Raw genomic sequence first — 25778 nt, forward strand, 5'->3', positions numbered from 1 at the left:
GCGCTGGCCTGCTACGCGGTGGGTTTCTGGGCACTGGCCCGAATCTGAGTCGCCCTCGGTCGTACCGAGCCCTCACCACCCGCGCTGCTGGGCACCGGGCCCTTCACCAGCCGGGCCGCGCCGTCTCACCCGGGCTGCGCCCTGCCGCCGCCACGCCCCGCCGACCCCGCTCCAACCGGGCACCTCACCAGGCCCCGGCTCGCCCCCGCCTACGCCCCAGCCCCGTCCACACCCCAAGCACCATCAACACCGCGGTCCCGGCGGCGATCCCCGCCACCGCAACCACCTTCATCACGGTGTCCCCACCGGTCGCAGCGGTCTCCCCTGCCTCTGAGGCCGCTGTCTCCCGCTCCTGGGCCGTGGCCTGGAAGACGTCCCGCGGCTGGGAGGACCCCGAGTACGCCGGGCCGGCCTCCGCCGTGTGTGTGACCCGCAGTCGCAGGGTCACGTCGAAGGGGCCGTCGCCGACGCCGTCGGCCATTTGTGCCGCGAGATGGACGACCAGGTAGTACGCACCGGCGAACCGCATGCCGCCGACGTGGTCGGAGGCCGCGAAGCGGTTGGCGTACGCGACCGGTGGCAGTGGTCTGAGCGCCGCCGACTTCTGACTGCCGTCGTAGCCGACCCCGTCGTCGTCGACGTGGCCGCGCACGGGGTTGTAGAGGGACAGCGTCAGCGCGCTGGGCACGAAGTCGGCGTCGCCGCTCACGCTGCCCAGTTCGGCGGTGGCGTAGAGCTGCTGGCCCCAGTCCACGGGCACCGCGTAGAAGAGCGTCTGGCCGGGTCGGACGTCGTCCAGCCAGACGCCCTGCGCCACGGACGTCGCCGCGCCGAAGCCCGCACCGCCCTTTCGGCGCTCTGGTTCGCCGACGGGGGGCGCGGGCGAGGCGGAGTCCCAGACTTCGGGCGCGCTCGTCGCACCGGCCTGCTCGAGTCGCGGTTCCAGCACGGGAGCGAGCTCCAGGCCCCACTTCTCCAGGGAGAACACGGAGGAACCCGTCGCCCTCTGGACGCGTTCGACGAGCACGTAGTAGGTGCCGGCCTCCTTGCACACGGATCCGCGGCGCGAGGCCTCGCGCTCGCCCAGCGCCGTGAGGGGGTGGGCACTGCGGCCGGCACCGATGCCGGCGGTGTCGACGGAGCAGGTGTGGCTGTCGGCGTCCTGGACCGTCACCTTGACGCCGTCGCCGGCGGAGACCTCCGTACCCGGGGGAGGGACGGCCGTTACGGAGACGTACGCGTTCGACGTGGCGTCGAGTTCGAGACGGTAGAACTGCTCACCGGTGGCCGGGAGGGAGCTGCGGTACGTCGTACCGGGTTCCAGGCGTTCGGCGTCCGCGGTGCTCGTTTCGCCCGAGACCGACCGGGCGTCCTCGTCGAAGGCGTACGAGCCCGGTGCCCCGGCCGCCCACGCGGCCGGACCGCTCAGCGCCACCGCGACTCCCAGCAGCGCGCCCGCGGCGGCCGCCCGCACGACGGCTCCACGACCGCGCCGTGTCGCCGCCCGCCACCACGCCGTTCGCCGCCCCATGACGCGCCACCCCTCGTCGAACACCGGACCAGGACCGGGGCCCATCCTGCCCCGCCGCGCGGCGCGCCATCCGCGCAATCCGTACGAGCGTCCGAAACACCCGACTCGCAACACAAAACCCCGACCGCGAGGCGGCCGGGGTCTGTTCAGATTCGCTTGTCGGTACTCAGGAACCCGTGGGCACGGAGTCAGTCGCCTCCGTCCACAGATCCTGCTCGGCGCGATCCGCCTGGATCTGGCGGTACACGAGGAGCCCGCCGATGGCGGCCAGTGCGACCAGGAGAAGCTTCTTCACCGCGCGACCTCGTCTTTCGTTGACGTAGGGGACTTCTGGCGCCCGACTATACACACCGACCGAGACCGATCGGTGACCTACGTCGGGCCCTCAACTCCCGTCCCGGACACCGCAATAGAAGCGGAGCCGGGCGCTCCGATCAGAGGGTGATCACACCCTCACGAAGGGTGATTTCGCCCCGCCTTCTCCCGTATTCCATCATTTTCGACCCCCTTGCACCCATTCGAGTGGTGTTCATCGGAACATCGCCGCGCCACGAGCGTCGGTCCACCACTTCACGGCCCCCATACACATCATGAGGAAAGTACGCAAATCGCCCAACCCGAAAGTGAGGGGCCATGGCCCGGAACAACAAGGTCATGAAGCTGTGGACCGCCATCGTCACCGCCTTCCTGGCGCTGTGCACGACGCTCGGCCTGATCACGACGACCGCCGCCGCGGCCGTACCGCAGACCGAGAAGACCCGCAACAGCACCGCGCCCACGACAACGACGACACCGGCGACGCCCCTCTGGTCCTGGTCCTGGTCCTGCACCAGTGCCCTGCCCCCCACGATGAAACAGCGCATCCACGCCGAGGCCCACGGCAAGACCCCCAGCTGCCGCCACCGTCCGTCGACGGACACGGAAGCGGACGAGAGTGCGGAGTCGAGCACCGAGAGCGGCCCGGACGCGGCCCCGGCAGCCCCTCTCCGACGCTGACCGCACACCACAACCCGGCACACTGACGTAACGGCGAACTTGCGTACGCCCCAAGAACACACCGAGCCCCGACCGCCCCGCGGTCGGGGCTCGACTGCTGGCGCCGGCCGGACCCACCCTGGCCGCCGCAACAGCTTTCTCCTTTCACGCCGGCCCTGAGGCCCGCACTGGTGGGGCCAACCAGTGTCAGCCGGTGGTGTCAGCCGTCGCATGCGTCCCGACAAGGGTTACTTCGCCGCTCTACACCACCCGTCCTACTCCTCCGGTTCCCACGCGCGGAGCAGGTCAAGCAACCCTGCGTCTCCGTCGATCTGCAGTGAGTCCGCCGGGATACGGTCGTACACGAAGAGGACCAGCTCACTGGCCGTGCCGCGGACGGAGACGCCAGCCTGGTTCGGGCCTTCGTCGGCAGCGGCGACAGGCGTCGTGCCGGGCGCGGGGATACGGGTGGAGCGTGCGCCGTCGCCGTCGACCGTCAGGCGCCAGGAATGGCCCTCGGTGGCGTGGAAGTCGAAGGCAGTGGGCCTGTGCGGCCAGGCACTCGTCGTTGCGACGCAGGTGAAGAGGAACTCCTCGACACCGTCGAGTGCCACCTCATCCGGCAGCGGCTGCGGGGCACCCACAGTGACCTGGGCGTCGTAGGTGTGCACCGTGATCTGCTGGAGTTGGTGCCGGGCGACGGCGCCACAGGTCTGCGGCGACTGCGACGCACCCCACCACGTCCAGCAACCGCGATCCGGGCCGGCCTCCCGCAGTGCGTCCAGCAGCTCCTGCGTCGACGCGGCCAACCAGGCCGGCACGGCCTCGCGCTCCCGAGGCGCAGCCGGGGCGCCCTCTGGGACGGACTTGGCCGGAGCGGCAGGCCCTGCGGCTACGGTGGCGGCCCAGGAGCGGCGCCCCTCGCCCAGGTGCTGCACCAGATCGAACAGCGTCCACTCCGGGCAGGTCGGCACCTGCACGTCGAGGCTGGGCGCGGAGGCTACCGCGGCGCGGAAGGCGGTCGACCGTTCGTCGATCAGTCGCAACAGAGCCGGGAACGCAAGTGTCGTTGTCACATGGACTCCCTATCACCGCGTTCCGCCATCGGACAGCGATTTTCACAGCCGCCGCGGCGAGCGCGCGGCACGAGCCGGGCTGGTGAAGTGGGCCGGCGTCCGCCGCATCACGGTCCGGCTCGCCCGGCACACCTGTGGGACCGCCAGCCTTCCTGAAGGTGCACCCCAAGGTCGCTCAGGCGATCTACCGGCACAGTCAGATCAGCATGACCATGGACGTCTACCCGCACGTGGTCGGCGACAGTGAGCGCGAAGCGGTGGGCATGCTCGCCAAGCTTCTGGAAGATCCGCTCATCGGCTGATGTCAGCCGTAGATGTCAAGAACCCCCAGCCGTTGAGACTGGGGGTTCTTTTCGCTGGTGGGGCTAACAGGATTTGAACCTGTGGCCTCATCCTTATCAGGGATGCGCTCTAACCAACTGAGCTATAGCCCCGCCGCGCTCTGCGGAGTGTGTCCCGCGCGCTGACCCCTGAAGATTAGCGCACGACGCGGGCAGTCCCAAAATCGGTATCCGGTGACCGTCAGCAGGCGTCGGACGGCTTACTCACTCGTCCTCCGCCAGCGTCAGCTCGACGCCACCGACGAAGCCCGCGGAGAGGTTGTAGATGAACGCGCCGAGGGTCGCGAGGGCGGTCGCCAGGACGACGTCGATCACCGCGATGATCGCCGTGAACGTCAGGACGTTCGGGAGCGACAGGAACGACTGGAGGTCGAAGCCGTTCGACTCGTTCGAGCCGGTGGCCTCCGAAATCGTGCCGCCGACCGTCGAGAAGACGCCCATCGCGTCCATGACCATCCACAGCACGGCTGCCGCGACGATCGTGCAGATGCCCAGCGCGATGGAGAGCAGGAAGCTGACCTTCATCACGGACCATGGGTCGGCCTTCGACACCCGCAGGCGTGCCTTGCGGGTACGGGGCGTGGTGCGCGCGCCGGTGCGGGGGCGGCGTACGGCACTCGCCGGGCCCGCCTGCGAGGCGTAGGCCTGCGGCGGGTGGTACGGCCCGGCGGGCTGCTGCGGCTGCCGCTCCCCGGGCAGCGGGGAGGTCGCCTCGGGCGGCGCCGGCTGGGCCGACGGCTGCGGCTGAGGCTGGGCGCCCGGAGCGGCCGTGGCCTGGCCCGCGCCGGTGGCGGGCCGCTGGGCCTGCGGACCTCGGGTGTCCGTCACAGTTCCCCCCTGGGATCCATGCGTGTCGGGCGAGGGCGACCCGGTCCCGGGGGACTTGATCGCCTGCAGGTTGGTCGTGTGCGGATCTGTCGCGTGCGGGTCTGTCGTGCCCGCGCCCGTCATGTGCGAGTCTGTTGCATTCGCGGCGGAGCCACGGCCGCCGCCGTCCGTTTCCTTGCCGGCAGAATTACCGGCTGAGGTACCGACCGAACCGGCGCCCGTGGCTCCGCTCACGATGACTCACTCCTCGCCTACTCGGAGGAGGGCGCCTCGCCCTCGTCCGTGCCGATGATCGCGGCAACCTCGGCGGTCTCGTCGACGGCCACGTCGCCGTCGACTTCCTCCGCCTCGCGCCCCGCCTCGGCGTTACGTGCGATACCGACCACGGCATCGCGCTTGCCCAGGTTGATCAGTTGGACGCCCATGGTGTCACGGCCCGTCTCCCTGACTCCGCTGACTCGCGTACGAATCACGCCGCCCGACAGCGTGATGGCGAGGATCTCGTCGGTCTCCTCGACCACCAGCGCACCGACGAGCGATCCACGATCCTCGACGATCTTGGCGGCCTTGATGCCGAGGCCGCCGCGACCCTGGACGCGGTACTCGTCGACGGCGGTCCGCTTCGCGTACCCACCGTCTGTAGCAGTGAACACGAACGTACCGGGTCGAACAACATTCATCGAGAGCAGCTCGTCGCCCTCGCGGAAGCTCATGCCCTTGACGCCCGAGGTGGCACGCCCCATGGGACGCAGTGCGTCGTCCGTGGCCGTGAACCTGATCGACTGGGCCTTCTTGCTGATCAGAAGCAGATCATCTTCGGCCGAAACAAGTTCGGCTCCGATCAGTTCGTCGTCCGAACCGGCCTCCGTCTCACGGAGGTTGATCGCGATGACACCACCGGAGCGCGGCGAATCGTAATCCTTCAGAGGCGTCTTCTTGACCAGGCCGCCCTTCGTGGCCAGCACCAGGTAGGGCGCCACCTCGTAGGTGCGGATCGCGAGGATCTCGGCGATCGCCTCGTCCGGCTGGAAGGCCAGCAGGTTGGCCACGTGCTGTCCACGCGCGTCACGCCCGGCGTCGGGAAGCTCGTACGCCTTCGCCCGGTAGACCCGGCCCTTGTTGGTGAAGAACAGCAGCCAGTGATGCGTGGTGGACACGAAGAAGTGGTCGACGATGTCGTCTTCCTTGAGCTTCGCGCCGCGGACGCCCTTGCCGCCGCGCTTCTGGGCGCGGTAGTCCACGGTCTTGGTGCGCTTGACGTAGCCGCCGCGGGTGACCGTGACGACGATGTCCTCCTCGGCGATCAGGTCCTCCATGGACATGTCGCCGTCGTAGGGCACCAGCATGGTCTTGCGGTCGTCGCCGAACTTCTCGACGATCGCGGCGAGTTCCGCGCTGACGATGCCGCGCTGGCGGACCGGGGAGGCGAGGATCGCGTTGTACTCGGTGATCTTCGCCAGGAGTTCGTCGTGCTCCTGGATGATCTTCTGGCGCTCCAGGGCCGCCAGTCGCCGCAGCTGCATCTCCAGGATGGCGTTCGCCTGGATCTCGTCGATCTCCAGGAGCTCCATCAGGCCCGTGCGCGCGATCTCGACGGTGTCACTGCGCCGGATCAGCGCGATGACCTCGTCGATGGCGTCCAGCGCCTTCAGCAGACCACGCAGGATGTGCGCCCGCTCCTCGGCCTTGCGCAGCCGGAACTTCGTCCGCCGGACGATGACCTCGATCTGGTGCGTCACCCAGTGACGGATGAACGCGTCCAGCGAGAGCGTGCGCGGCACACCGTCGACCAGGGCCAGCATGTTGGCGCTGAAGTTCGACTGCAGCTCGGTGTGCTTGTAGAGGTTGTTCAGTACGACCTTGGCGACCGCGTCCCTCTTCAGGACGATGACCAGACGCTGGCCCGTACGGGACGACGTCTCGTCGCGGACGTCCGCGATGCCGCCGACCTTGCCGTCCTTCACCAGGTCGGCGATCTTCTGCGCGAGGTTGTCGGGGTTGACCTGGAACGGCAGCTCCGTGATCACCAGGCACTGGCGGTTCTGGATCTCCTCGACCTCGACGACCGCGCGCATGGTGATCGAGCCGCGGCCCGTGCGGTAGGCCTCCTCGATGCCCTTGCGGCCCACCACCAGGGCGCCGGTCGGGAAGTCGGGACCCTTGATGCGCTCGATCAGGGCGTCGAGCAGTTCCTCGTGCGTGGCCTCCGGGTTCTCCAGGCACCACTGGGCGCCGGCCGCGACCTCCCGCAGGTTGTGCGGCGGGATGTTGGTCGCCATGCCGACCGCGATACCGGCCGAGCCGTTGATCAGCAGGTTCGGGAAGCGAGCCGGCAGGACGGTCGGCTCCTGGGAGCGGCCGTCGTAGTTGTCCGTGAAGTCGACGGTCTCCTCGTCGATGTCACGGACCATCTCCATCGACAGCGGCGCCAGCTTGCACTCGGTGTACCGCATGGCGGCCGCGGGGTCGTTGCCCGGAGACCCGAAGTTGCCGTTGGAGTCCACCAGCGGCATCCGCATCGACCACGGCTGCGCCAGGCGGACCAGCGCGTCGTAGATCGAGGAGTCGCCGTGCGGGTGGTAGTTGCCCATGACGTCGCCGACGACACGGGCGCACTTGTAGAAGCCCTTCTCGGGCCGGTAGCCGCCGTCGTACATGGCGTACAGGACGCGGCGGTGGACGGGCTTGAGACCGTCCCGGACGTCGGGCAGCGCACGCGAGACGATGACGGACATCGCGTAGTCGAGGTACGAGCGCTGCATCTCCGTCTCGAGCCCGACGGGCTCGACACGCTGGGCGATCTCGCCGCCCGCTTCGGGGATGAGGGGGGTGTTCTCGTCGGCCATTGCTGGTGAAGATCCTTCCTGGTGCGGTCAGCTGAGACCGACTCAGATGTCGAGGAAGCGGACGTCCTTGGCGTTGCGCTGGATGAACTGGCGGCGCGCCTCCACGTCCTCGCCCATGAGGACCGAGAACAGGTCGTCGGCCTGGGCGGCGTCGTCGAGGGTGACCTGGCCGAGGACGCGGTGCTCCTGGTCCATCGTCGTGATGCGCAGCTCCTCGGCGTTCATCTCTCCGAGACCCTTGAAGCGCTGCACCGAGTCGTCCCTGATGCGCTTGCCGTTCTGGCGGCCGAGTTCGATCAGGGCGTCGCGCTCGCGGTCGGAGTACGCGTACTCGAAGTCGTCCTTGCCCCACTTGATCTTGTAGAGCGGGGGACGCGACAGGAACACGTGCCCGGCCTCGACCAGCGGCCGCATGAAGCGGAACAGGAAGGTCAGCAGCAGGGTGTTGATGTGCTGGCCGTCGACGTCGGCGTCCGCCATCAGGATGATCTTGTGATAGCGCAGCTTCTCGATGTCGAAGTCCTCGTGGACTCCGGTACCGAAGGCCGAGATCAGCGCCTGGATCTCCTGGTTCTGCAGGATCTTGTCGATCCTGGCCTTCTCCACGTTCAGGATCTTGCCGCGGATCGGGAGGATCGCCTGGTACTCCGGGTTTCGGCCGGACTTGGCCGAGCCGCCGGCGGAGTCACCCTCGACGATGAAGATCTCGCACTTGACGGGGTCGTTCGACTGGCAGTCGGAGAGCTTGCCAGGCAGGGAGGCCGTCTCGAGGAGGCCCTTGCGCCGCGTGAGGTCCCGGGCCTTGCGGGCCGCCACGCGCGCGGTGGCCGCCTGGATGCCCTTGCGGACGATGTCCGCCGCCTCGTTCGGGTTGCGGTCCAGCCAGTCGTTCAGGTGCTCGTAGACCGCCTTCTGAACGAAGGTCTTGGCCTCCGTGTTGCCCAGCTTGGTCTTGGTCTGGCCCTCGAACTGCGGCTCGCTGAGCTTCACCGAGATGATCGCCGTCAGACCCTCGCGGATGTCGTCACCCGTGAGGTTGTCGTCCTTCTCGCGCAGCAGCTTCTTGTCGCGCGCGTACTTGTTGATCAGGTTGGTGAGCGCCGCACGGAAGCCCTCTTCGTGCGTACCGCCCTCGTGCGTGTGGATGATGTTCGCGAAGGAGTAGACGCCCTCGGTGTAACCGCTGTTCCACTGCATGGCGACTTCGAGGGACAGGCTCTTGTCCTTGTCCTCGGCCTCGAGGTCGATCACCGTCGGGTGTACCGCCTCTCCCTTGCGGGAGTTGAGGTACTTCACGAAGTCGACGATGCCGCCCTCGTAGTGGTACGTGACGGTCTTGACGTCGGCGGTCTCGTCCGCGCCGGCCTCGTCCGCCCCGGAGGTGGCCTTCGCCGACTCGCGCTCATCGGTGAGCTTGATCGTCAGGCCCTTGTTGAGGAACGCCATCTCCTGGAAGCGCCGCGAGAGCGTCTCGAAGGAGTACTCCGTGGTCTCGAAGATGTCGCTGTCGGCCCAGAAGGTGACCGCCGTGCCGGTCTCCGTGGTGGCCTCGTGCTTGACGAGCGGCGCCGTGGGGACGCCCATCTTGTAGTCCTGCGTGTGGCGGTACCCGTCGGTCTTGACCTCGACGGCGACCTTCGACGACAGCGCGTTCACGACGGAGACGCCCACGCCGTGCAGACCACCGGAGACCGCGTAGCCGCCGCCGCCGAACTTGCCGCCCGCGTGCAGCACGGTCAGCACGACCTCGAGGGCAGGCTTGCCCTCGGAGGCGACGATGCCCACCGGGATGCCACGGCCGTTGTCGACGACCCGGACGCCGCCGTCGGCGAGGATCGTCACGTCGATGGTGTCCGCGTGGCCGGCCAGCGCCTCGTCGACCGAGTTGTCTACGACCTCGTACACGAGGTGGTGAAGTCCACGCTCACCTGTCGAGCCGATGTACATACCGGGTCGCTTGCGGACCGCGTCCAGGCCCTCGAGGACGGTGATGGCGCTGGCGTCGTACGCCGTGGCCACTGCTGAGGCCTCGGCTACGGCCGGGGCCTCGGTGGACAGGATGTTCTCGTTGGGGTTGCCGGAATCGGCCACGAAGCGCCCTTTCTGGCACAGCACGAGCCGGGCTCGTCGGCGGGTTGCCGGAGCGGCTGCGGCATGTTGCGTTGGTAAGCCTTGATCAGCGTTGCTCAGCTTTTCCCGGACGGTCCCCACGTTTGGGGCGGGATTAGCTTCCAGTCTACCGGTAGCGCCGACAGTGATGGGGGTTTGCCGGTACCTGAGTCCGCATGTGCCGCCCTCAACCGGCGTCTGCCGGGTCCCCATATACGGAACGGGGCTCAAAGAGGCTCACGCAGGCACTCAGCGCTTCGGACTGTCAACCCGTGGCTACTTGGGAGTCACGTCGGGATTCGCCACGGCGTGCAGTGACGCGAAGCGATCACGCGGGACCTGCGGTTGTGAAGTCCATCACTCTCGGACACGGCCGCTCGCCGAGGGCCGCGGTCGGTCACCCACGGGTGCGCCCGTCACCCGTAGGTGTCGCCCGGTCCCGTGCTGCCGGGGGCGCGCAGCGGGCCGTAGCGGCGCGGCGGGCCGCCAGGACCCTGCACCTTGATCAGCTTCACCGCGCCCTGGCCCAGGTCCTCGTTCAGCCGCGCGACCAGCTGCGGGGCGAGCAGACGCAGGTTCGTCGCCCACGCCGTGGAGTCGCAGCGGACGACCAGGACCCGCTCGTCCTCGTCGTACTTCTCCGGCTCGCAGTGTTTGGCCAGGTCCTCGCCGACGATCTGCGGCCAGCGGCCCATCACCCCGCCCACCGCGGCCGGCGCCTCCCAGCCGCGCTCGGTGATCAGCCGGTTGATCGCTGCGCCCAGCGCCATGGGGTCACGTCCATCGGCGTGCGCGCCGGAGCGCAGACCGCCGCGACGCGCCTGCTTCTTCTGCTGCACCGCGTCCCCACGCGCTCGTGCCTGTTCCTTCGCCGCGCGCAACGCCACGCGCGCGAGGTCGACGCCGGAGGGTTCGGGCTGCTTGCCGGGGACCGGCCCGTCTTCGGTGCTCATGCGCGCTCCACCGTCCCGTCCGACACGGTGTACCGCGTCCCCGTCAGTACATGCGGTACGTCGTCGTCGACCGCCGCCGTCACCAGGACCTGCTCGCCCGGAGCGACCAGTTCGGCCAGGCGCTCGCGGCGACGAGTGTCCAACTCGGCGAACACGTCGTCGAGGACGAGCACGGGCTCGTTGCCCTCCGCCCTGAGGAGGTCGTACGACGCCAGCCGCAACGCCAACGCGTACGACCACGACTCGCCGTGCGAGGCGTACCCCTTCGCGGGCAACTGGCCGAGCTTGAGCAGCAGTTCGTCCCGGTGCGGCCCCACGAGGGTCACCCCTCGCTCGATCTCCTGCTTGCGCGCCTCGGCCAGCGCGGCCATGAGCTGCTCGTAGAGGTCCTCGCGCGTGTGCGCCTCACCCGGCGCGGACGGCTTGTACTCCAGCGCGACGGGGCCGCCGCCGGGGGCCAGCTGCTCGTACGCCTTGTCGGCGAGCGGCTGGATCGCCGCGACCAGGTCGAGGCGCTGGGCGAGCAGCTCGGCACCCACGCGCGCGAGATGCTGGTCCCAGACGTCGAGCGTGGACAGGTCCATGGAACGGCCGCCGTGCCGGCGGGCGAGCGCGGCCGACTTCAGCAGCGTGTTGCGCTGCTTGAGGACGCGTTCGTAGTCGGAACGAACGCCGGCCATGCGCGGCGAGCGTGCCGTGATCAGCTCGTCGAGGAACCGGCGCCGCTCACCGGGATCGCCCTTGACCAGCGCCAGGTCCTCGGGCGCGAACAGCACAGTCCGTACGATCCCCAGTACGTCACGCGGTCTGACCTGCGAGGACCTGTTGATGCGGGCCCGGTTGGCCCGGCCGGGGTTCAGTTCCAGCTCGACCAGCTGCTGCCGCTCGCCCTGCTTGACCTGGGCCCGGATCACCGCGCGGTCGGCGCCCATGCGGACCAGGGGGGCGTCCGAGGAGACGCGGTGGCTGCCGAGGGTGGCGAGGTAGCCGATGGCCTCGACCAGGTTCGTCTTGCCCTGCCCGTTCGGACCGACGAAGGCGGTGACGCCCGGGTCGAGCGGGACCTCGACCCGGGCGTACGAGCGGAAGTCGGCCAGCGACAGATGCGTGACGTGCATGGTCGTGCGTGACCTCCCCCGGCTCGTGGACTGCAACTTCTGGACCGCAGCTCGTGGACTACAGCCCGTGGACTGCAGCTGTGGACTGCTGTGCAGCCCTGTGGATTACTTCTTCTCGACCGCGTGGCCGCCGAACTGGTTCCGCAGCGCGGCGATCATCTTCATCTGCGGCGAGTCCTCCTGGCGCGACGCGAACCGCGCGAAGAGGGAGGCCGTGATCGCGGGCAGCGGCACGGCGTTGTCGATGGCGGCTTCCACAGTCCAGCGTCCCTCGCCCGAGTCCTGGGCAAAACCCCTCAGCCTGTCCAGGTGCTCGTCCTCGTCGAGAGCGTTCACCGCGAGGTCGAGGAGCCAGGAGCGGATCACCGTGCCCTGCTGCCAGGAGCGGAAGACCTCCCGGACGTCGGTCACGGAGTCGACCTTCTCCAGGAGTTCCCAGCCCTCGGCATAGGCCTGCATCATCGCGTACTCGATGCCGTTGTGGACCATCTTCGCGAAGTGGCCCGCACCGACCTTGCCGGCGTGCACCGAGCCCAGGTCGCCCTCCGGCTTGAGGGCGTCGAAGACGGGCCGCACCTTGGCGACGTGCTCCGCGTCGCCGCCGTACATCAGCGCGTAGCCGTTCTCCAGGCCCCAGACACCGCCGGAGACACCGCAGTCGACAAAACCGATGCCCTTGGCGGCCAGCTCCTCCGCGTGCTTCTCGTCGTCCGTCCAGCGGGAGTTCCCGCCGTCCACGACGACGTCGCCTGGCTCCAGCAGCTCCGCGAGCTCGTCGACGGTCGACTGGGTCGCGGCACCGGCCGGGACCATCACCCAGACCACCCGCGGGCCCTTGAGCTTGCCCACGAGCTCGGCGAGGCTGTGGACATCGGCGACGTCCGGGTTGCGGTCGTATCCGATGACGGTGTGGCCTGCGCGGCGAATCCGCTCGCGCATGTTGCCGCCCATCTTGCCGAGGCCGACGAGACCGAGCTCCATCAGTTGTTCCTTAGGTTTGCGACGTGACGTGACGGCACTTCCGTACCGCGGCACTTTCGTACCTGCGTCCGAGCCTAAACCCGGACGCTCGCGCACATCTGTGGGCATACGCGCTCATACGCATACCCCGACCTGCGGGTTCTCTGACGGGCCCGGTCAGCCGCTGAGGCGCACCGGCATGATCAGGTACTTGTAGGCCTCGTCCGCCTCGGCGTCCAGGGCCGGCTTGCCGCTGAGCAGCGCCGGCTTCGTGGACGTCGTGAAGGACAGCTGGGCCACGGGGGAGTCGATGGCGCTCAGGCCGTCCAGCAGGAAGGTCGGGTTGAAGGCGATCGACACGTCGTCGCCCTCCAGCTGTGCGTCGACCCGCTCCACAGCCTGTGCGTCGTCGCTCGAACCGGCCTCCAGGATGAGCACGCCCTGCTCGAAGCTGAGCCGCACCGGGGTGTTGCGCTCGGCAACCAGGGCCACACGCTTGACGGCCTCCACGAAGGGGGCGGTCTCGATCACGGCGACGCTGTTGAACTCGGTCGGGAACAGCGAGCGGTACTTCGGGAGGTCGCCCTCCAGCAGACGCGTGGTCGTGCGACGGCCCGCGCCCTCGAAACCGATCAGGCCCTCGCCGGAGCCTCCGCCGGACAGCGCCAGGATCACGCTGTCGCCGCCTGTGAGGGCCTTGGCGGTGTCCAGGAGCGTCTTGGCGGGCACCAGGGCGACCGCCGACGCCTCCGGGTTCTCCGGCTTCCACAGGAACTCGCGGACCGCGAAGCGGTAGCGGTCGGTGGACGCCAGCGTGACCGTGTCGCCCTCGATCTCGATGCGGACACCGGTGAGGACGGGCAGCGTGTCGTCACGGCCGGCGGCGATGGCGACCTGGGCGGCGGCCGCGGCGAAGACCTCGCCGGGGACGGTGCCCGTGGCGTTCGGCATCTGCGGCAGCGCCGGGTACTCCTCCACAGGCAGTGTGTGGAGTGTGAACCGGGAGGAGCCGCAGACCACCGTGGCCCGTACACCGTCTGTGGAAATCTCCACCGGCCGGTTGGGGAGAGCGCGGCAGATGTCGGCGAGGAGGCGGCCGGAGACCAGCACCGTGCCCTCCTCCTCGACCTCCGTGTCCACGGACACCCGCGCCGAGACCTCGTAGTCGAAGCTGGACAGGCTCAGCTGGCCGTTCTCGGCCTTCAGCAGAAGGCCGGCGAGGACAGGCGCCGGCGGACGGGCCGGGAGGCTGCGTGCCGCCCAGGCCACTGCCTCCGCGAGTACGTCGCGTTCCACCCGGATCTTCACTGTTGCCGCCTCCTGCTGTTGCCGGCGCTTCTCGGCCTGCCTGGCTTCGTCGTCTGTCTCGGTGTCGTCGGTCCCTGTGACGGGAAGGACACCGGGGAACAGTCTGACGCACGGCACTGACAGTAGGTGCCTCTCGGGGTCAAGTCGTGACGAGGGGCAGTCGAGGGCCGGACAGCGAGTTGTGCACAGGACCCACTTCGAAACGGATTCCCAGCTCTCTCTAGTTGGGAGTAGTAGTAGGGCCTGTGGATACCGTGGATAACCCCGTTTTCCCAGCTCAGGGCACGAATTTTGTCCACTGGCCCTGTGGGTGACGGCGGTGGACAACCGGGCTCTTCTGTGGAGAACGGAAAGTTCTGCACACTCCATGCACAGCCTCGGGCTACTTCTCCCCAGCACCGTCCCCAGCTTTACCCACGTTTCCCACAGCCCAACCCGGCACCTTCGTGTGACGCCTTTCACTCGACACGGTGACGAGGCGCGTCACGTTGCCGAACAGTGGACAGCGGTGTGGAGAAGCCGGGGATCGCTGGGGACAACCGGCCTCGGCCTGTGGGCAGCCGGTGGACAACTCGATGCACAGGCTGTGGATCATTTCTCTGTCCACAGCCTGTGGAGATCTTTCGTCCACCAATCCACAGCCACCTGACCAGCTCTGATGGTCTTTCACCAGAGTCCCCTGTGGACACGATCTGGACAACTTCCCAGTCCCCAGGATGTGGAAGGAAGAAAGTCGCCGAATCTGTGGAGAGAGGCCGTAACGCGGGAGGTAATCGAACAGCAGATCTCGCTTCGGACGCGGCTCAGACTCCGATCCGACCCGGCTCAGACCTCGATCGGACCGGCCCAGGCGCCGATAGGACCGGCTCAGGGCCCTATCGGACCGGCTCAGGACCCCTGAAAACGGCTGAGGGCGCCCTCGGGACCACGTCCCGGGGCGCCCTCAGCGGCGTACGAGCGGCTGTGTCAGCCGTTCTTGATGCGGTTCGTCAGCTCGGTGACCTGGTTGTAGATGGAGCGGCGTTCGGCCATCAGATTGCGGATCTTGCGGTCCGCGTGCATGACCGTCGTGTGGTCGCGGCCGCCGAACAGTGCGCCGATCTTCGGCAGGGAGAGGTCCGTCAGCTCGCGGCACAGGTACATGGCGATCTGCCGGGCGGTCACCAGCGCGCGCCCGCGCGAGGTGCCGCACAGGTCCTCGACCGTGAGGCCGAAGTAGTCGGCGGTCGCGCCCATGATGGCCGTGGAGGTGATCTCGGGGGCCGAGTCCTCGCCGCCGGGGATGAGGTCCTTGAGGACGATCTCCGTGAGGCCCAGGTCCACGGGCTGCCGGTTGAGCGACGCGAACGCCGTCACCCGGATCAGCGCGCCCTCCAGCTCGCGGATGTTGCGCGAGATCCGGGAGGCGATGAACTCCAGTACCTCCGGCGGGGCGTTGAGCTGCTCCTGGACCGCCTTCTTGCGCAGGATCGCGATGCGCGTCTCCAGCTCGGGCGGCTGGACGTCGGTGATCAGGCCCCACTCGAAACGGTTCCTCAGCCGGTCCTCCAGGGTCACCAGCTGCTTGGGCGGCCGGTCGCTGGAGAGCACGATCTGCTTGTTCGCGTTGTGGAGCGTGTTGAAGGTGTGGAAGAACTCCTCCTGTGTCGACTCCTTGTCCGCCAGGAACTGGATGTCGTCGACGAGCAGGATGTCCATCTCGCGGTAGCGCTTGCGGAAGCTGTCGCCCTTGCCATCGCGGATGGAGTTGATGAACTCGTTGGTGAACTCCTCCGAGCTCACGTAACGGACGCGCGTGCCCGGGTAGAGGCTGCGCGCGTAGTGCCCGATCGCGTGCAGAAGATGCGTTTTGCCGAGCCCGGACTCCCCGTAGATGAAGAGGGGGTTGTACGCCTTCGCGGGCGCCTCGGCGACGGCCACCGCGGCCGCGTGCGCGAAGCGGTTGGAGGCGCCGATGACGAACGTGTCGAAGAGGTACTTCGGGTTCAGTCGTGCGGTCGGCTCACCCGGACCGGTCGCCGGCGCGGGCTGTGCGGCCAGCGGGCCGGGGGCACCGGTGGTGGGCAGACGCGAACCGACGGGGCCGCCACGGTGCACGTGCCCGGAGCCGGAACCCGGCTCGGGCCGTTCGCGGCGGGCGTCGCGCTGGTCCTCGTCGGCGCGGTGGCGACCGTAGTCCGGTCGCTGGTCGTAGTTGGAGCGCTGGCTGTCGTAGGGCGGGCGCTCCATGGACTGCGGGCGGTAGTCCTGGGAGTACGAGTCCTGGGAAGGAGCCCCGTACGAGTCCTGTGACGGCGGGCCGTAGTTGTCCTGGGACGGCGAGGCGTACGGGTCGCGCTCAGGAAAGCCGAGTCGCTGCTGCTGCCAGCTGTACTCGTCCTGCGGCGGGCGCGGCCAGGCGCCGGGCTCGGGGCGCTGGTACTCCGACGGGTACGCGGGGCGAGCGGTCGGGAGCTGGTCCGGCCGGGAACTGTGGTCGCCCTGGGGGCCATGCTGGTCGGAGCGGCCCGGCCTTGGGTCGTCGGCACGGTGGCGGCCGTAGCTCTCGTACTGGCCGGAGGGGAGCTCGGTCTCCTCGTAGCGCTGGGACCGGGGCGGAGGGCTCGGCGGGGGTTCGCCGGCGGAGTCGTCGACGGTGATCGCGATGCGGATCGGACGCCCGCACTCGCGGCTCAGCGTTTCACTGACGACAGGGGCGAGGCGGCCTTCGAGCACGCCCTTCGCAAATTCGTTCGGTACGGCGAGCAGGGCGGTGTCCGCCACGAGCGCGAGCGGCTGGCAGCGTCGGATCCAGTGTTCGTCCTTGCCTTCGACCCCCTGCCCGCGCCCTTCACCGAGGAGCTGCTCCAGTACTCGTGGCCACACTGCGGCAAGATCGGCAGGTACGTCAGCCACAGGGCACGCTCTCTCACGGGTCCCACGAACGTGTGGTTCGGGACGGATCGGGATTCAAATGGGGTGGGGCAGTTACAAGGGAACGAATCGGAGTCCAGTCACGGTAGTCAGGGCGACGGCTGCGGTTCAAGTTGTTGTCCCCAGGCTGTGGATAGTGTCTCCTGGTGACCGCTGGTTTGACCGGATGGCGCAGCCGCGCGTACCGTAACGAGGTCGAGTTGTCGATGGCTGCTGCCGCCTGCCTCCGATGGGCACAGATCATTTGGGTGATCGGTCAGCGGTGCACTCGGGCGTGACGCGAGCTACTCGTGGGCGCACGGTGACAGCCAGGACGGCACCCCGAAAACCCCGATTGATTTCTGGAGCCCCCGAGTGAGCAAGCGCACCTTCCAGCCGAACAACCGTCGCCGCGCCAAGACCCACGGCTTCCGCCTGCGGATGCGTACCCGTGCCGGCCGCGCGATTCTCGCGAACCGCCGTGGCAAGGGTCGCGCCAGCCTGTCCGCCTGATTCCGGTCAGGTCATGACATCGTGCTGCCCACCGAGAACCGGCTGAGGCGGCGCGAGGACTTCGCGACCGCGGTACGACGAGGGCGTCGGGCAGGACGCCCGACTCTCGTCGTCCACCTTCGTAGCGGTGCCACGAACCCGCACGCGCCTGGGGAGAGCGCTCCCCCGACGCGTGCGGGTTTCGTCGTGAGCAAGGCCGTGGGCGGTGCGGTGGTGCGCAACAAGGTGAAGCGCAGGCTTCGCCATCTGATGCGCGATCGAGTCGCCTCCTTGCCCCCCGGTAGCCTGGTAGTCGTACGAGCGTTGCCCGGTTCGGGTGACGCCGATCATGCACAACTGGCCCAAGACCTGGATGCCGCCCTGGAGCGGCTGCTGGGAGGGGGCGCGCGATGAAGTACCCGCTGCTGGCGCTGATCAAGCTGTACCAGTGGACGATCAGCCCCCTGCTCGGGCCGGTGTGCAAGTACTACCCGTCGTGCTCCCACTACGGGTACCAGGCCATCGACCGGCATGGTGCGATCAAGGGCACGGGACTCACGGCCTGGCGCATCCTGCGGTGCAATCCGTGGTCGCTGGGCGGTGTGGACCATGTCCCGCCGCGCAAGCGTCCGCGGTGGCACGAAATGCTGCGTGGCGCCTGGCGTACACGCAGGGGCGGGCCCTCCTCCGCCGAACCGGCCACCTCGGGGCAGGCTCCTATGAGCCCGGCCGCAGAGACCCCGTCCCATGCCCAAGGAGCATGATTAGTGGACACGATTGCCAGCTTCTTCAGCTTCATCACGACACCTGTCTCCTGGGTCATCGTCCAGTTCCACACGGTGTACGGCGCCCTCTTCGGCGATGACACCGGGTGGGCCTGGGGCCTGTCCATCGTGTCTCTGGTGATCCTGATCCGTATCTGCCTGATCCCGCTCTTCGTGAAGCAGATCAAGGCGACCCGGGCCATGCAGACACTGCAGCCCGAGATGAAGAAGATCCAGGAGCGCTACAAGAACGACAAGCAGCGTCAGTCCGAAGAGATGATGAAGCTGTACAAGGAGACGGGCACCAACCCGCTCTCCTCGTGCCTTCCCATCCTGGCGCAGTCGCCGTTCTTCTTCGCCCTGTACCACGTGCTCAACAGCATCGCGAACAACGACACCATCGGCTCCATCAACCAGGGCCTGCTGGACAGCGCGCAGAAGGCGCACATCTTCGGTGCTCCGCTGGCCGCGAAGTTCACCGACAGCGGCTCGGACGTCGCCGCCCTCGACGCCTCGCTGACCACCGTGCGCATCGTGACCGCGGTCATGATCGTCATGATGTCGGCCTCGCAGTTCTACACGCAGCGCCAGCTGATGACGAAGAACGTCGACACCACCGTGAAGACGCCGTTCATGCAGCAGCAGAAGATGCTGATGTACGTCTTCCCCGTCATGTTCGCCGTTTTCGGCATCAACTTCCCGGTCGGTGTTCTCGTCTACTGGCTGACCACCAACGTGTGGACCATGGGCCAGCAGATGTACGTCATCCGCAACAACCCGACCCCGGGTTCCACGGCGCAGGCCGCGTACCTGGAGCGCCTGTACAAGCACGTCACGCACCACGGCAAGACGCGCGGCCGTGGCGAGAAGGCCATCGTCAAGGCCATCGTGGCCAAGGGCCGCGACCGCAACGAGTTCGAGCGCAAGTTCATCAACGGTCTGAACAAGGCGGGCCTCGCGGCCCAGGCCGACGGCACCGTGGTGAAGGGCGAGACTCAGGTCGTGTCCCAGACCGAGGACGGTACGCCCACGAGCGCCGCCGCTCCTAAGCGTCAGCAGCCCAAGCGGCAGAGCAAGTCCCAGCGCCAGTCCGGTAGTGCCAAGGTGGCCGGCGAGGGCCCGTCGCTGATCAAGTCCGACGAGCCGGAGGACGCCAAGCCCGCCGCGGCCAAGAAGCCCGGTGGTTCCCGCAGCAAGGCCCAGTCAGGACAGCGCAAGGGCCCGCAGCGGCCCAAGTCCCCGTCCAAGAAGTAAGAAGGAGTCCATCCCGTGACGGAAGGCACCACCTCCGCCGCTGCCGAGGGTGCAGACACCCTTACCCGCCTGGAGCAGGAGGGTGAGATCGCGGCGGACTACCTCGAGGGTCTGCTCGACATCGCCGATCTCGACGGCGACATCGACATGGACGTCGAGGCCGACCGCGCCGCTGTATCGATCATCAGTGACGCGAGCGGCCGCGACCTGCAGAAGCTGGTCGGCCGCGACGGCGAGGTGCTGGAAGCCCTGCAGGAGCTCACGCGCCTTGCCGTGCACCGGGAGACCGGGGACCGCAGCCGACTGATGCTGGACATCGCGGGCTACCGCGCCAAGAAGCGCGAGGAGCTCTCCGAGCTGGGTGCCAAGGCCGCGGCCGAGGTCAGGAGCTCGGGTGAGCCGGTGAAGCTGAAGCCGATGACGCCGTTCGAGCGGAAGGTCGTGCACGACGCGATCAAGACCGCCGGCCTGCGCAGCGAGTCAGAGGGCGAGGAGCCGCAGCGCTTCGTCGTCGTGCTTCCCGCCTGATCGGTCCGTACGTTCCTCCGGCCCCGTCTGTTGCGCAGACGGGGCCGGACTTTGTCAGCCTGATAGTTCTGGTGGTTCTGGCGTCGGCGCCCGGTGCGCCCACGCGGTACGGAAGGACGGTCCCCCGTGACGGAGGCAGCGGAGCTTCCCCCCGCGCCCGAGCGTGCCCGCGAGGTGTTCGGTGATCGCTTCGCCGACGCCGTGCGATACGCGGAGCTGCTCGCGGAGGCGGGCGTGCAGCGCGGCCTGATCGGTCCGCGCGAGGTGCCTCGCCTGTGGGAGCGGCACCTGCTGAACTGCGCGGTGCTCTCCGAGGTTGTCCCCGAAGGGGTGACGGTGTGCGATGTCGGCTCGGGCGCCGGCCTGCCCGGTATCCCTCTGGCGCTCGTCCGGGAGGACCTGAAGATCACGCTGCTGGAGCCCCTGCTCCGCCGCACGACCTTCCTGACCGAGGTCGTGGAGATGCTGGGCCTGGACCATGTGACCGTCGTTCGTGGGCGGGCCGAGGAGGTCATGGGAAAGCTCACACCCGTACACGTGGTGACGGCACGCGCTGTGGCCCCGCTAGACCGGCTGGCGACCTGGGGCATTCCCCTGCTGCGTCCCTACGGGGAGATGCTCGCACTCAAGGGCGACACGGCGGAGGAAGAGCTCAAGAGCGCATCCACGGCACTGAGCAAGCTCGGTGCCGTGGAGACGTCCATCCTGCACGTCGGTGAAGGCGTCGTGGATCCCCTGTCCACCGTCGTACGGGTCGAGGTCGGCGAGAGCCCGGGCGGTGTGCGTTTCGCGGCGAAGCGGGCGAAGGCAGCCCGGACGGGGCGAACGCGTCGACGTCGTTGATCCGGGCGGAGCAGGCTCCCCCTGTTTCGCGTCATTGATCCGTTGTGATGACCAGCGACACGTATTGAGGCTGTCAAAAGTACGCACGTCGGAGTGTCGTGCGCATCCCGCGAGGGGTGCTCGGCATCGTGTTTCACGTGAAACGTCGCTCACTGCTGCATGGGATCATCAGTCGTGGCCGTTCTGTGACTCCGCGTGACCGCAGGCCCTTCGCGGGGGGCACAGAGTTGTCCACAGGTGTGGATTCATCCACAGAAGACCGGCCCTCGCTGGTTCACGACCCCGAAGACATGGGAGGCTCTGTGCATTGCGAGCCTGAAGTCGAGGAGAGTGAATCCTTGCGGTCCGACGCCAACATTGCGGGACCGATGACCGATCCGGTCCCCGGTCCCCGTACCGAGTCGATGGGGGAGGATGTTTCACGTGAAACACCGCCCCCGATGGACGACACCCCGATCGGTCGTGCTGCCCAACTGGCGGTAGAGGCTCTGGGCCGCGCCGGCGAGGGTCTGCCGCGTCCCGAGGAAACCCGGGTCATGGTGGTCGCCAACCAGAAGGGCGGAGTGGGCAAGACGACGACGACCGTCAATCTTGCCGCTTCGCTGGCGCTGCATGGCAACCGTGTCCTGGTGGTCGACCTCGACCCGCAGGGCAACGCGTCCACAGCGCTGGGGATCGACCACCACGCCGACGTGCCTTCCATCTACGACGTGCTGGTCGACAGCAGGCCTCTCTCCGAGGTCGTCCAGCCGGTCCCCGACGTCGAGGGTCTCTTCTGCGCCCCCGCCACGATCGATCTCGCCGGTGCGGAGATCGAGCTGGTGTCCCTGGTGGCGCGGGAGAGCCGACTGCAGCGGGCGATCCAGGCCTACGAGCAGCCGCTGGACTACATCCTTATCGATTGCCCGCCCTCGCTCGGCCTGCTGACGGTCAACGCGCTGGTCGCCGGCCAGGAGGTCCTCATCCCGATCCAGTGCGAGTACTACGCGCTGGAGGGCTTGGGGCAGTTGCTGCGCAACGTCGATCTGGTGCGGGGACACCTCAACCGCGACCTGCATGTATCGACGATCCTGCTCACCATGTACGACGGCCGGACACGTCTCGCGTCCCAGGTCGCGGACGAGGTGCGCAGTCACTTCGGTGACGAGGTGCTGCGGACGAGCATTCCCCGCTCGGTCCGCATCTCCGAGGCACCGAGCTACGGACAGACGGTACTGACCTACGATCCAGGATCGAGTGGTGCCCTGTCCTATCTAGAGGCGGCACGAGAAATCGCGCTGAAGGGTGTCGGCGTCTCCTACGACGCGACACACGCGCACATCGGCGCACAGAGCGACCTGAACATGGTGGAGGGGATCCAGTGAGCGAGCGACGGAGGGGTTTGGGTCGTGGTCTCGGCGCATTGATCCCTGCTGCCCCGACGGAGAGGACGGTGGCTCCGGCCGCAACGGGAGGCGGCTCTTCGACGTCCCCGGCGGCTGTACCGGTGCTGACCACCGACCGTGGGGTGGCCGCGGCGAAAGTGGCCATGCTGCCGCCTGTTTCACATGAAACCGAGGACCCTTCGACGAACGGTGCCCTGGAGGCGCCTGAGCCGCCCATCGGAGTCCACTTCGCGGAGCTCCCCCTCGATTCCATCAAGCCGAACCCGCGGCAGCCGCGTGAGGTCTTCGACGAGGACGCCCTGCAGGAGCTCGTCACCTCCATCAAGGAGGTCGGTCTCCTCCAGCCCGTCGTCGTACGGCAGCTCGGCCCGGCGCGCTACGAGCTCATCATGGGCGAGCGGCGTTGGCGGGCCTGCCGCGAGGCGGGACTTGAGGCGATCCCGGCGATCGTCCGGGCCACGGACGACGAGAAGCTCCTCCTGGACGCCCTCCTGGAGAACCTGCACCGTGCCCAGCTGAACCCACTGGAAGAGGCAGCCGCCTACGACCAGCTGCTCAAGGATTTCAACTGCACGCACGACCAGCTGGCGGACCGCATCGGTCGTTCCCGCCCCCAGGTCTCCAACACCCTGCGCCTGCTCAAGCTCTCGCCGGCGGTCCAGCGCCGGGTGGCCGCCGGAGTCCTCTCGGCCGGTCACGCGAGGGCGCTGCTCTCCGTCGACGACTCGGAGGAGCAGGACCGGCTGGCCCACCGGATCGTGGCCGAGGGCCTATCTGTGCGAGCCGTGGAGGAGATCGTGACGCTGATGGGGTCTCGGCCCCAGACGGCTCAGCGCTCCAAGGGCCCGCGGGCCGGTACCCGGCTCTCACCGGCCTTGACCGACCTTGCGACGCGCCTCTCGGACCGCTTCGAGACGCGGGTGAAGGTCGACCTGGGCCAGAAGAAGGGCAAGATCACCGTCGAGTTCGCGTCGATGGAGGACCTTGAGCGGATCCTCAGCAGCCTCGCTCCCGGAGAGGGACCGGTTCTGCAGAAGAGCCTTGTGGACGACGACTCCGAGGAGTCGGAGGACTGAGTGTCCGGCTGGGCGAGTGATCCCGCTCGGCCGCCGGGGCGGGCTGTGTCCGGTGAGTACTGGACAGAGCCCGCTCTTTGCTTTCAGGCGGTGTCGGTGGAATCTCATCGTGGATACGATGCGTTCGGGTATGGCGCATCCACCCGGCAGCACCTCTGAGGGGAGAGGCAGGGGCCATGCGAACGGTGAGCCGCACCGGATTGGTGAGCGCGGGCCTGGGGCTGGGCGCAGTCGGCGGCTTCGTCGGCAGCCTGCTCAGGGAACGAAGCGCTCTGACGGCCGCCCGCGACGCGGCGGGCGAAGGAAGCGAGGAACAGCCTTCATGGGGCGTCGGCTCGTACCGCTCACGCTGGACAACCTTCAGGACCTTCCCCAGCGCTGTCGCACGTGTGTCTTCTGGGAGTTGGACCCAGTCAGCGGTGAAGCCGCGGTAAAAGCCGGAACACCCGCCCTGGAGAAGGAAGCCTGGATCTCCGCCGTCCTGCTGGACTGGGGATCCTGCGGCAGGGTCGTGTACGTCGACGACGTGCCGGTGGGCTTCGTGCTCTACGCTCCCCCGGCCTATGTGCCCCGCTCGACGGCATTCCCGACGAGCCCCGTCTCACCCGACTCCGTGCAGCTGATGACCGCCTTCATCATGCCGGGCTATCAGGGGCAGGGGCTGGGCCGGGTGATGGTGCAGACGGTCGCCAAGGATCTGCTGCGGCGGGGCTTCAAGGCGATCGAGGCCTTCGGAGACGCCCGCTGGAAGGAACCGGCCTGCCTGCTGCCCGCCGACCATCTCCTCGCGGTGGGCTTCAAGACGGTCCGGCCTCATCCCACGTACCCGCGGCTGAGGCTGGAGCTGCGCTCCACGCTCTCCTGGAAGGAGGACGTGGAGATGGCACTGGACCGACTCCTCGGGGCTGTACAGAAGGAACCGGTGCTCCGGCCGCTCTAGACAGACGAATGGGCCGACCCCTGGAGGTCGGCCCATTCGTGTTTCACGTGAAACGTCACTCGGAGATGAAGTCCTCAAGGTCGCGGACGATCGCGGCCTTCGGCTTCGCACCGACGATGGTCTTGGCGACCTCGCCACCCTGGTACACGTTCAGGGTCGGGATGGACATGACGCCATACTTGGCGGCCGTACCCGGGTTCTCGTCGATGTTCAGCTTGACGACCTCGATCTTGTCGCCGTACTCGGCGGCGATCGCCTCGAGGGACGGCGCGATCTGGCGGCACGGGCCGCACCAAGCGGCCCAGAAGTCCACCAGAACGGGCTTGTCGCTTTTGAGGACGTCCTGCTCAAAGGAATCGTCGGTCACATGCTTGAGGGTGCCGGCCACGGCGGGCTCCTTAACTGGTTGGTGCGGTGGGGCGGATGGGGGTCAGACGGAGGTCTTCTCGGGCTCGGCCTTCTCCTCGTCCGCGAGGCCGGCGAGGAAACGCTCGGCGTCGAGGGCGGCGGAGCAGCCAGTGCCGGCCGCGGTGATCGCCTGGCGGTAGGTGTGGTCGACCACGTCACCGGCGCCGAAGACACCGGTGAGGTTCGTTCGCGTGGAGGGCGCGTCCACCTTCAGGTAGCCCTCCTCGTCCAGCTCCAGCTGGCCCTTGAACAGCTCGGTGCGCGGGTCGTGGCCGATGGCGATGAACAGGCCGGTGACCGCTAGGTCCGAGAGCTCGCCGGTCTTGAGGTTGCGCAGCTTCACGCCCGCGAGCTTCTGCTCGCCCTGGACCTCGGTGACCTCGCTGTCCCACACGAACTTGATCTTCGGGTCGGCGAAGGCACGCTCCTGCATCGCCTTGGAGGCGCGCAGGGTGTCGCGGCGGTGGACGATCGTCACGGACCTGGCGAAGCGGGAGAGGAAGGTGGCCTCCTCCATCGCGGTGTCGCCGCCGCCGATCACGGCGATGTCCTGGTCCTTGAAGAAGAATCCGTCGCAAGTGGCGCACCAGGAGACACCGCGGCCGGAGAGGGCGTCCTCGTTCGGTAGGCCGAGCTTGCGGTGCTGCGAGCCGGTGGTGACGATGACGGCCTTCGCCTGGTGGACGGTGCCCGCGGTGTCGGTGACGGTCTTGATCTCACCGGACAGGTCGACGGAGACGACATCGTCAGGGATGAGCTCGGCACCGAAGCGCTCGGCCTGGCCGCGCATGTTGTCCATGAGTTCGGGGCCCATGATGCCGTCCTGGAAGCCCGGGAAGTTCTCCACCTCGGTGGTGGTCATCAGTGCACCACCCGCGGTGACGGCGCCCTCGAACACCAGCGGCTTCAGCGACGCGCGCGCGGTGTAGAGCGCCGCCGTGTAGCCGGCGGGCCCGGAGCCGATGATGATCACGTTTCGGACGTCGCTCACGGCTTGATTCCTCGTCTCTGGACTGCGTCGTATGTCCGGGGGAGTTCCTCTCGGAACTCTCACCCCACCCAACGGATCCTAAGGGGCGCGCATTCCCGCTGTGTCCGGGCACACGAGGATGCGACACCGTACGGGATACCACGCGGCACGGGGACGAAGC

General features: G+C 68.1%; 24 protein-coding genes and 1 tRNA gene. 11 read left to right on the top strand and 14 right to left on the bottom strand.

Annotated elements, in window-relative coordinates:
* Positions 1–184 precede the first annotated feature (184 nt).
* Together KUM49_RS01840 and KUM49_RS01845 are read right to left on the bottom strand one after the other, a co-directional pair.
* Positions 185–1474 carry a hypothetical protein gene (locus KUM49_RS01840; protein WP_308406528.1) on the bottom strand — a complete coding sequence of 430 codons (1290 nt, stop codon included), beginning with the start codon at positions 1472–1474 and terminating at the stop codon, positions 185–187.
* Positions 1475–1697: 223 nt separating this feature from the next.
* Complete coding sequence (locus KUM49_RS01845) at positions 1698–1826, bottom strand: DLW-39 family protein (protein WP_003999697.1); 129 nt, start codon at positions 1824–1826, stop codon at positions 1698–1700.
* A gap of 338 nt (positions 1827–2164) precedes the next feature.
* Between KUM49_RS01845 and KUM49_RS01850 the strand changes: the two genes are divergently transcribed.
* Entirely contained in the window at positions 2165–2527 is a 363-nt protein-coding gene (locus KUM49_RS01850; RefSeq protein WP_217234865.1) for a DUF6344 domain-containing protein, read from the top strand.
* 254 nt (positions 2528–2781) lie between these two features.
* Here KUM49_RS01850 and KUM49_RS01855 read toward each other — a convergent pair whose 3' ends face one another.
* Positions 2782–3582 carry a maleylpyruvate isomerase N-terminal domain-containing protein gene (locus KUM49_RS01855; RefSeq protein ID WP_217234866.1) on the bottom strand — a complete coding sequence of 267 codons (801 nt, stop codon included), beginning with the start codon at positions 3580–3582 and terminating at the stop codon, positions 2782–2784.
* A gap of 158 nt (positions 3583–3740) precedes the next feature.
* On the opposite strand from KUM49_RS01855, the gene KUM49_RS50600 reads away from it, so the two are divergent.
* Complete coding sequence (locus tag KUM49_RS50600) at positions 3741–3884, top strand: hypothetical protein (protein WP_254400606.1); 144 nt, start codon at positions 3741–3743, stop codon at positions 3882–3884.
* A gap of 55 nt (positions 3885–3939) precedes the next feature.
* Here KUM49_RS50600 and KUM49_RS01865 read toward each other — a convergent pair.
* The 9 genes from KUM49_RS01865 to dnaA form a co-directional block, all read right to left on the bottom strand.
* Positions 3940–4016, bottom strand: a tRNA-Ile gene (locus tag KUM49_RS01865).
* A 111-nt stretch (positions 4017–4127) separates the two neighbouring features.
* Complete coding sequence (locus KUM49_RS01870; protein ID WP_217234867.1) at positions 4128–4985, bottom strand: DUF3566 domain-containing protein; 858 nt, start codon at positions 4983–4985, stop codon at positions 4128–4130.
* Positions 4986–5002: 17 nt separating this feature from the next.
* On the bottom strand, positions 5003–7597 hold the full coding sequence (gyrA, locus tag KUM49_RS01875; RefSeq protein WP_217234868.1) for a DNA gyrase subunit A: 2595 nt from the start codon (positions 7595–7597) through the stop codon (positions 5003–5005).
* A gap of 42 nt (positions 7598–7639) precedes the next feature.
* Positions 7640–9712: a DNA topoisomerase (ATP-hydrolyzing) subunit B gene (gene gyrB, locus KUM49_RS01880; protein ID WP_217234869.1), complete on the bottom strand. Its 2073-nt coding sequence runs from the start codon at positions 9710–9712 to the stop codon at positions 7640–7642.
* 410 nt (positions 9713–10122) lie between these two features.
* Positions 10123–10659 (bottom strand): DUF721 domain-containing protein, encoded by a 537-nt coding sequence (locus KUM49_RS01885; RefSeq protein WP_217234870.1) that lies wholly within the window; start codon positions 10657–10659, stop codon positions 10123–10125.
* The gene (gene recF / locus KUM49_RS01890) at positions 10656–11777 is read right to left on the bottom strand and encodes a DNA replication/repair protein RecF (protein ID WP_217234871.1); all 1122 of its coding nucleotides are present in this window, start codon (positions 11775–11777) and stop codon (positions 10656–10658) included. The genes KUM49_RS01885 and recF overlap by 4 nt, the downstream gene beginning before the upstream one ends.
* A 105-nt stretch (positions 11778–11882) precedes the next feature.
* Positions 11883–12758: a phosphogluconate dehydrogenase (NAD(+)-dependent, decarboxylating) gene (gnd, locus tag KUM49_RS01895; RefSeq protein ID WP_217234872.1), complete on the bottom strand. Its 876-nt coding sequence runs from the start codon at positions 12756–12758 to the stop codon at positions 11883–11885.
* 156 nt (positions 12759–12914) lie between these two features.
* A complete protein-coding gene (gene dnaN / locus KUM49_RS01900; RefSeq protein WP_217234873.1) occupies positions 12915–14045 on the bottom strand; it encodes a DNA polymerase III subunit beta in 1131 nt (376 codons plus the stop codon).
* A gap of 966 nt (positions 14046–15011) precedes the next feature.
* Positions 15012–16940, bottom strand: a complete 1929-nt coding sequence (dnaA, locus tag KUM49_RS01905) for a chromosomal replication initiator protein DnaA (protein ID WP_217234874.1) — start codon at positions 16938–16940, stop codon at positions 15012–15014.
* Positions 16941–17312: 372 nt separating this feature from the next.
* Between dnaA and rpmH the strand changes: the two genes are divergently transcribed.
* The 9 genes from rpmH (at position 17313) to KUM49_RS01950 (ending at position 24219) form a co-directional block, all read left to right on the top strand.
* The gene (gene rpmH, locus KUM49_RS01910) at positions 17313–17450 is read left to right on the top strand and encodes a 50S ribosomal protein L34 (RefSeq protein ID WP_006381191.1); all 138 of its coding nucleotides are present in this window, start codon (positions 17313–17315) and stop codon (positions 17448–17450) included.
* A 21-nt stretch (positions 17451–17471) separates the two neighbouring features.
* On the top strand, positions 17472–17843 hold the full coding sequence (gene rnpA / locus KUM49_RS01915) for a ribonuclease P protein component (protein WP_217234875.1): 372 nt from the start codon (positions 17472–17474) through the stop codon (positions 17841–17843).
* Positions 17840–18193 carry a membrane protein insertion efficiency factor YidD gene (gene yidD, locus KUM49_RS01920; RefSeq protein WP_217234876.1) on the top strand — a complete coding sequence of 118 codons (354 nt, stop codon included), beginning with the start codon at positions 17840–17842 and terminating at the stop codon, positions 18191–18193. Before rnpA ends, yidD begins: the two co-directional genes overlap by 4 nt.
* A 3-nt stretch (positions 18194–18196) precedes the next feature.
* Positions 18197–19447, top strand: a complete 1251-nt coding sequence (yidC, locus tag KUM49_RS01925; RefSeq protein ID WP_217234877.1) for a membrane protein insertase YidC — start codon at positions 18197–18199, stop codon at positions 19445–19447.
* A 15-nt stretch (positions 19448–19462) separates the two neighbouring features.
* Positions 19463–19975 (top strand): R3H domain-containing nucleic acid-binding protein, encoded by a 513-nt coding sequence (locus KUM49_RS01930; RefSeq protein ID WP_217234878.1) that lies wholly within the window; start codon positions 19463–19465, stop codon positions 19973–19975.
* A 126-nt stretch (positions 19976–20101) separates the two neighbouring features.
* Entirely contained in the window at positions 20102–20818 is a 717-nt protein-coding gene (gene rsmG, locus KUM49_RS01935) for a 16S rRNA (guanine(527)-N(7))-methyltransferase RsmG (protein WP_217234879.1), read from the top strand.
* 290 nt (positions 20819–21108) lie between these two features.
* Positions 21109–22182 carry a ParA family protein gene (locus KUM49_RS01940; protein WP_217234975.1) on the top strand — a complete coding sequence of 358 codons (1074 nt, stop codon included), beginning with the start codon at positions 21109–21111 and terminating at the stop codon, positions 22180–22182.
* Positions 22179–23279, top strand: coding sequence for a ParB/RepB/Spo0J family partition protein (locus tag KUM49_RS01945; RefSeq protein ID WP_217234880.1), 1101 nt, complete (start codon positions 22179–22181; stop codon positions 23277–23279). The genes KUM49_RS01940 and KUM49_RS01945 overlap by 4 nt, the downstream gene beginning before the upstream one ends.
* Before the next feature lie 322 nt (positions 23280–23601).
* A complete protein-coding gene (locus KUM49_RS01950; RefSeq protein ID WP_217234881.1) occupies positions 23602–24219 on the top strand; it encodes a GNAT family N-acetyltransferase in 618 nt (205 codons plus the stop codon).
* Between the two features lie 55 nt (positions 24220–24274).
* Here KUM49_RS01950 and trxA read toward each other — a convergent pair whose 3' ends face one another.
* Positions 24275–24607, bottom strand: a complete 333-nt coding sequence (trxA, locus tag KUM49_RS01955; protein ID WP_217234882.1) for a thioredoxin — start codon at positions 24605–24607, stop codon at positions 24275–24277.
* Between the two features lie 42 nt (positions 24608–24649).
* Positions 24650–25618, bottom strand: a complete 969-nt coding sequence (trxB, locus tag KUM49_RS01960) for a thioredoxin-disulfide reductase (protein ID WP_217234883.1) — start codon at positions 25616–25618, stop codon at positions 24650–24652.
* Between the last annotated feature and the right edge of the window lie 160 nt (positions 25619–25778).

The organism is Streptomyces sp. AC555_RSS877 (assembly GCF_019049245.1).
Lineage (GTDB): Bacteria > Actinomycetota > Actinomycetes > Streptomycetales > Streptomycetaceae > Streptomyces.

Coding starts and splice junctions, on each gene's coding strand:
- KUM49_RS01850 (WP_217234865.1), top strand. CDS start 2,165: ATGGCCCGGAACAACAAGGTCATGAAGCTGTGGACCGCCATCGTCACC.
- gyrA (WP_217234868.1), bottom strand. CDS start 7,597: ATGGCCGACGAGAACACCCCCCTCATCCCCGAAGCGGGCGGCGAGATC.
- KUM49_RS01885 (WP_217234870.1), bottom strand. CDS start 10,659: ATGAGCACCGAAGACGGGCCGGTCCCCGGCAAGCAGCCCGAACCCTCC.
- recF (WP_217234871.1), bottom strand. CDS start 11,777: ATGCACGTCACGCATCTGTCGCTGGCCGACTTCCGCTCGTACGCCCGG.
- gnd (WP_217234872.1), bottom strand. CDS start 12,758: ATGGAGCTCGGTCTCGTCGGCCTCGGCAAGATGGGCGGCAACATGCGC.
- yidD (WP_217234876.1), top strand. CDS start 17,840: ATGAAGTACCCGCTGCTGGCGCTGATCAAGCTGTACCAGTGGACGATC.
- KUM49_RS01940 (WP_217234975.1), top strand. CDS start 21,109: ATGGGAGGCTCTGTGCATTGCGAGCCTGAAGTCGAGGAGAGTGAATCC.
- KUM49_RS01950 (WP_217234881.1), top strand. CDS start 23,602: ATGGGGCGTCGGCTCGTACCGCTCACGCTGGACAACCTTCAGGACCTT.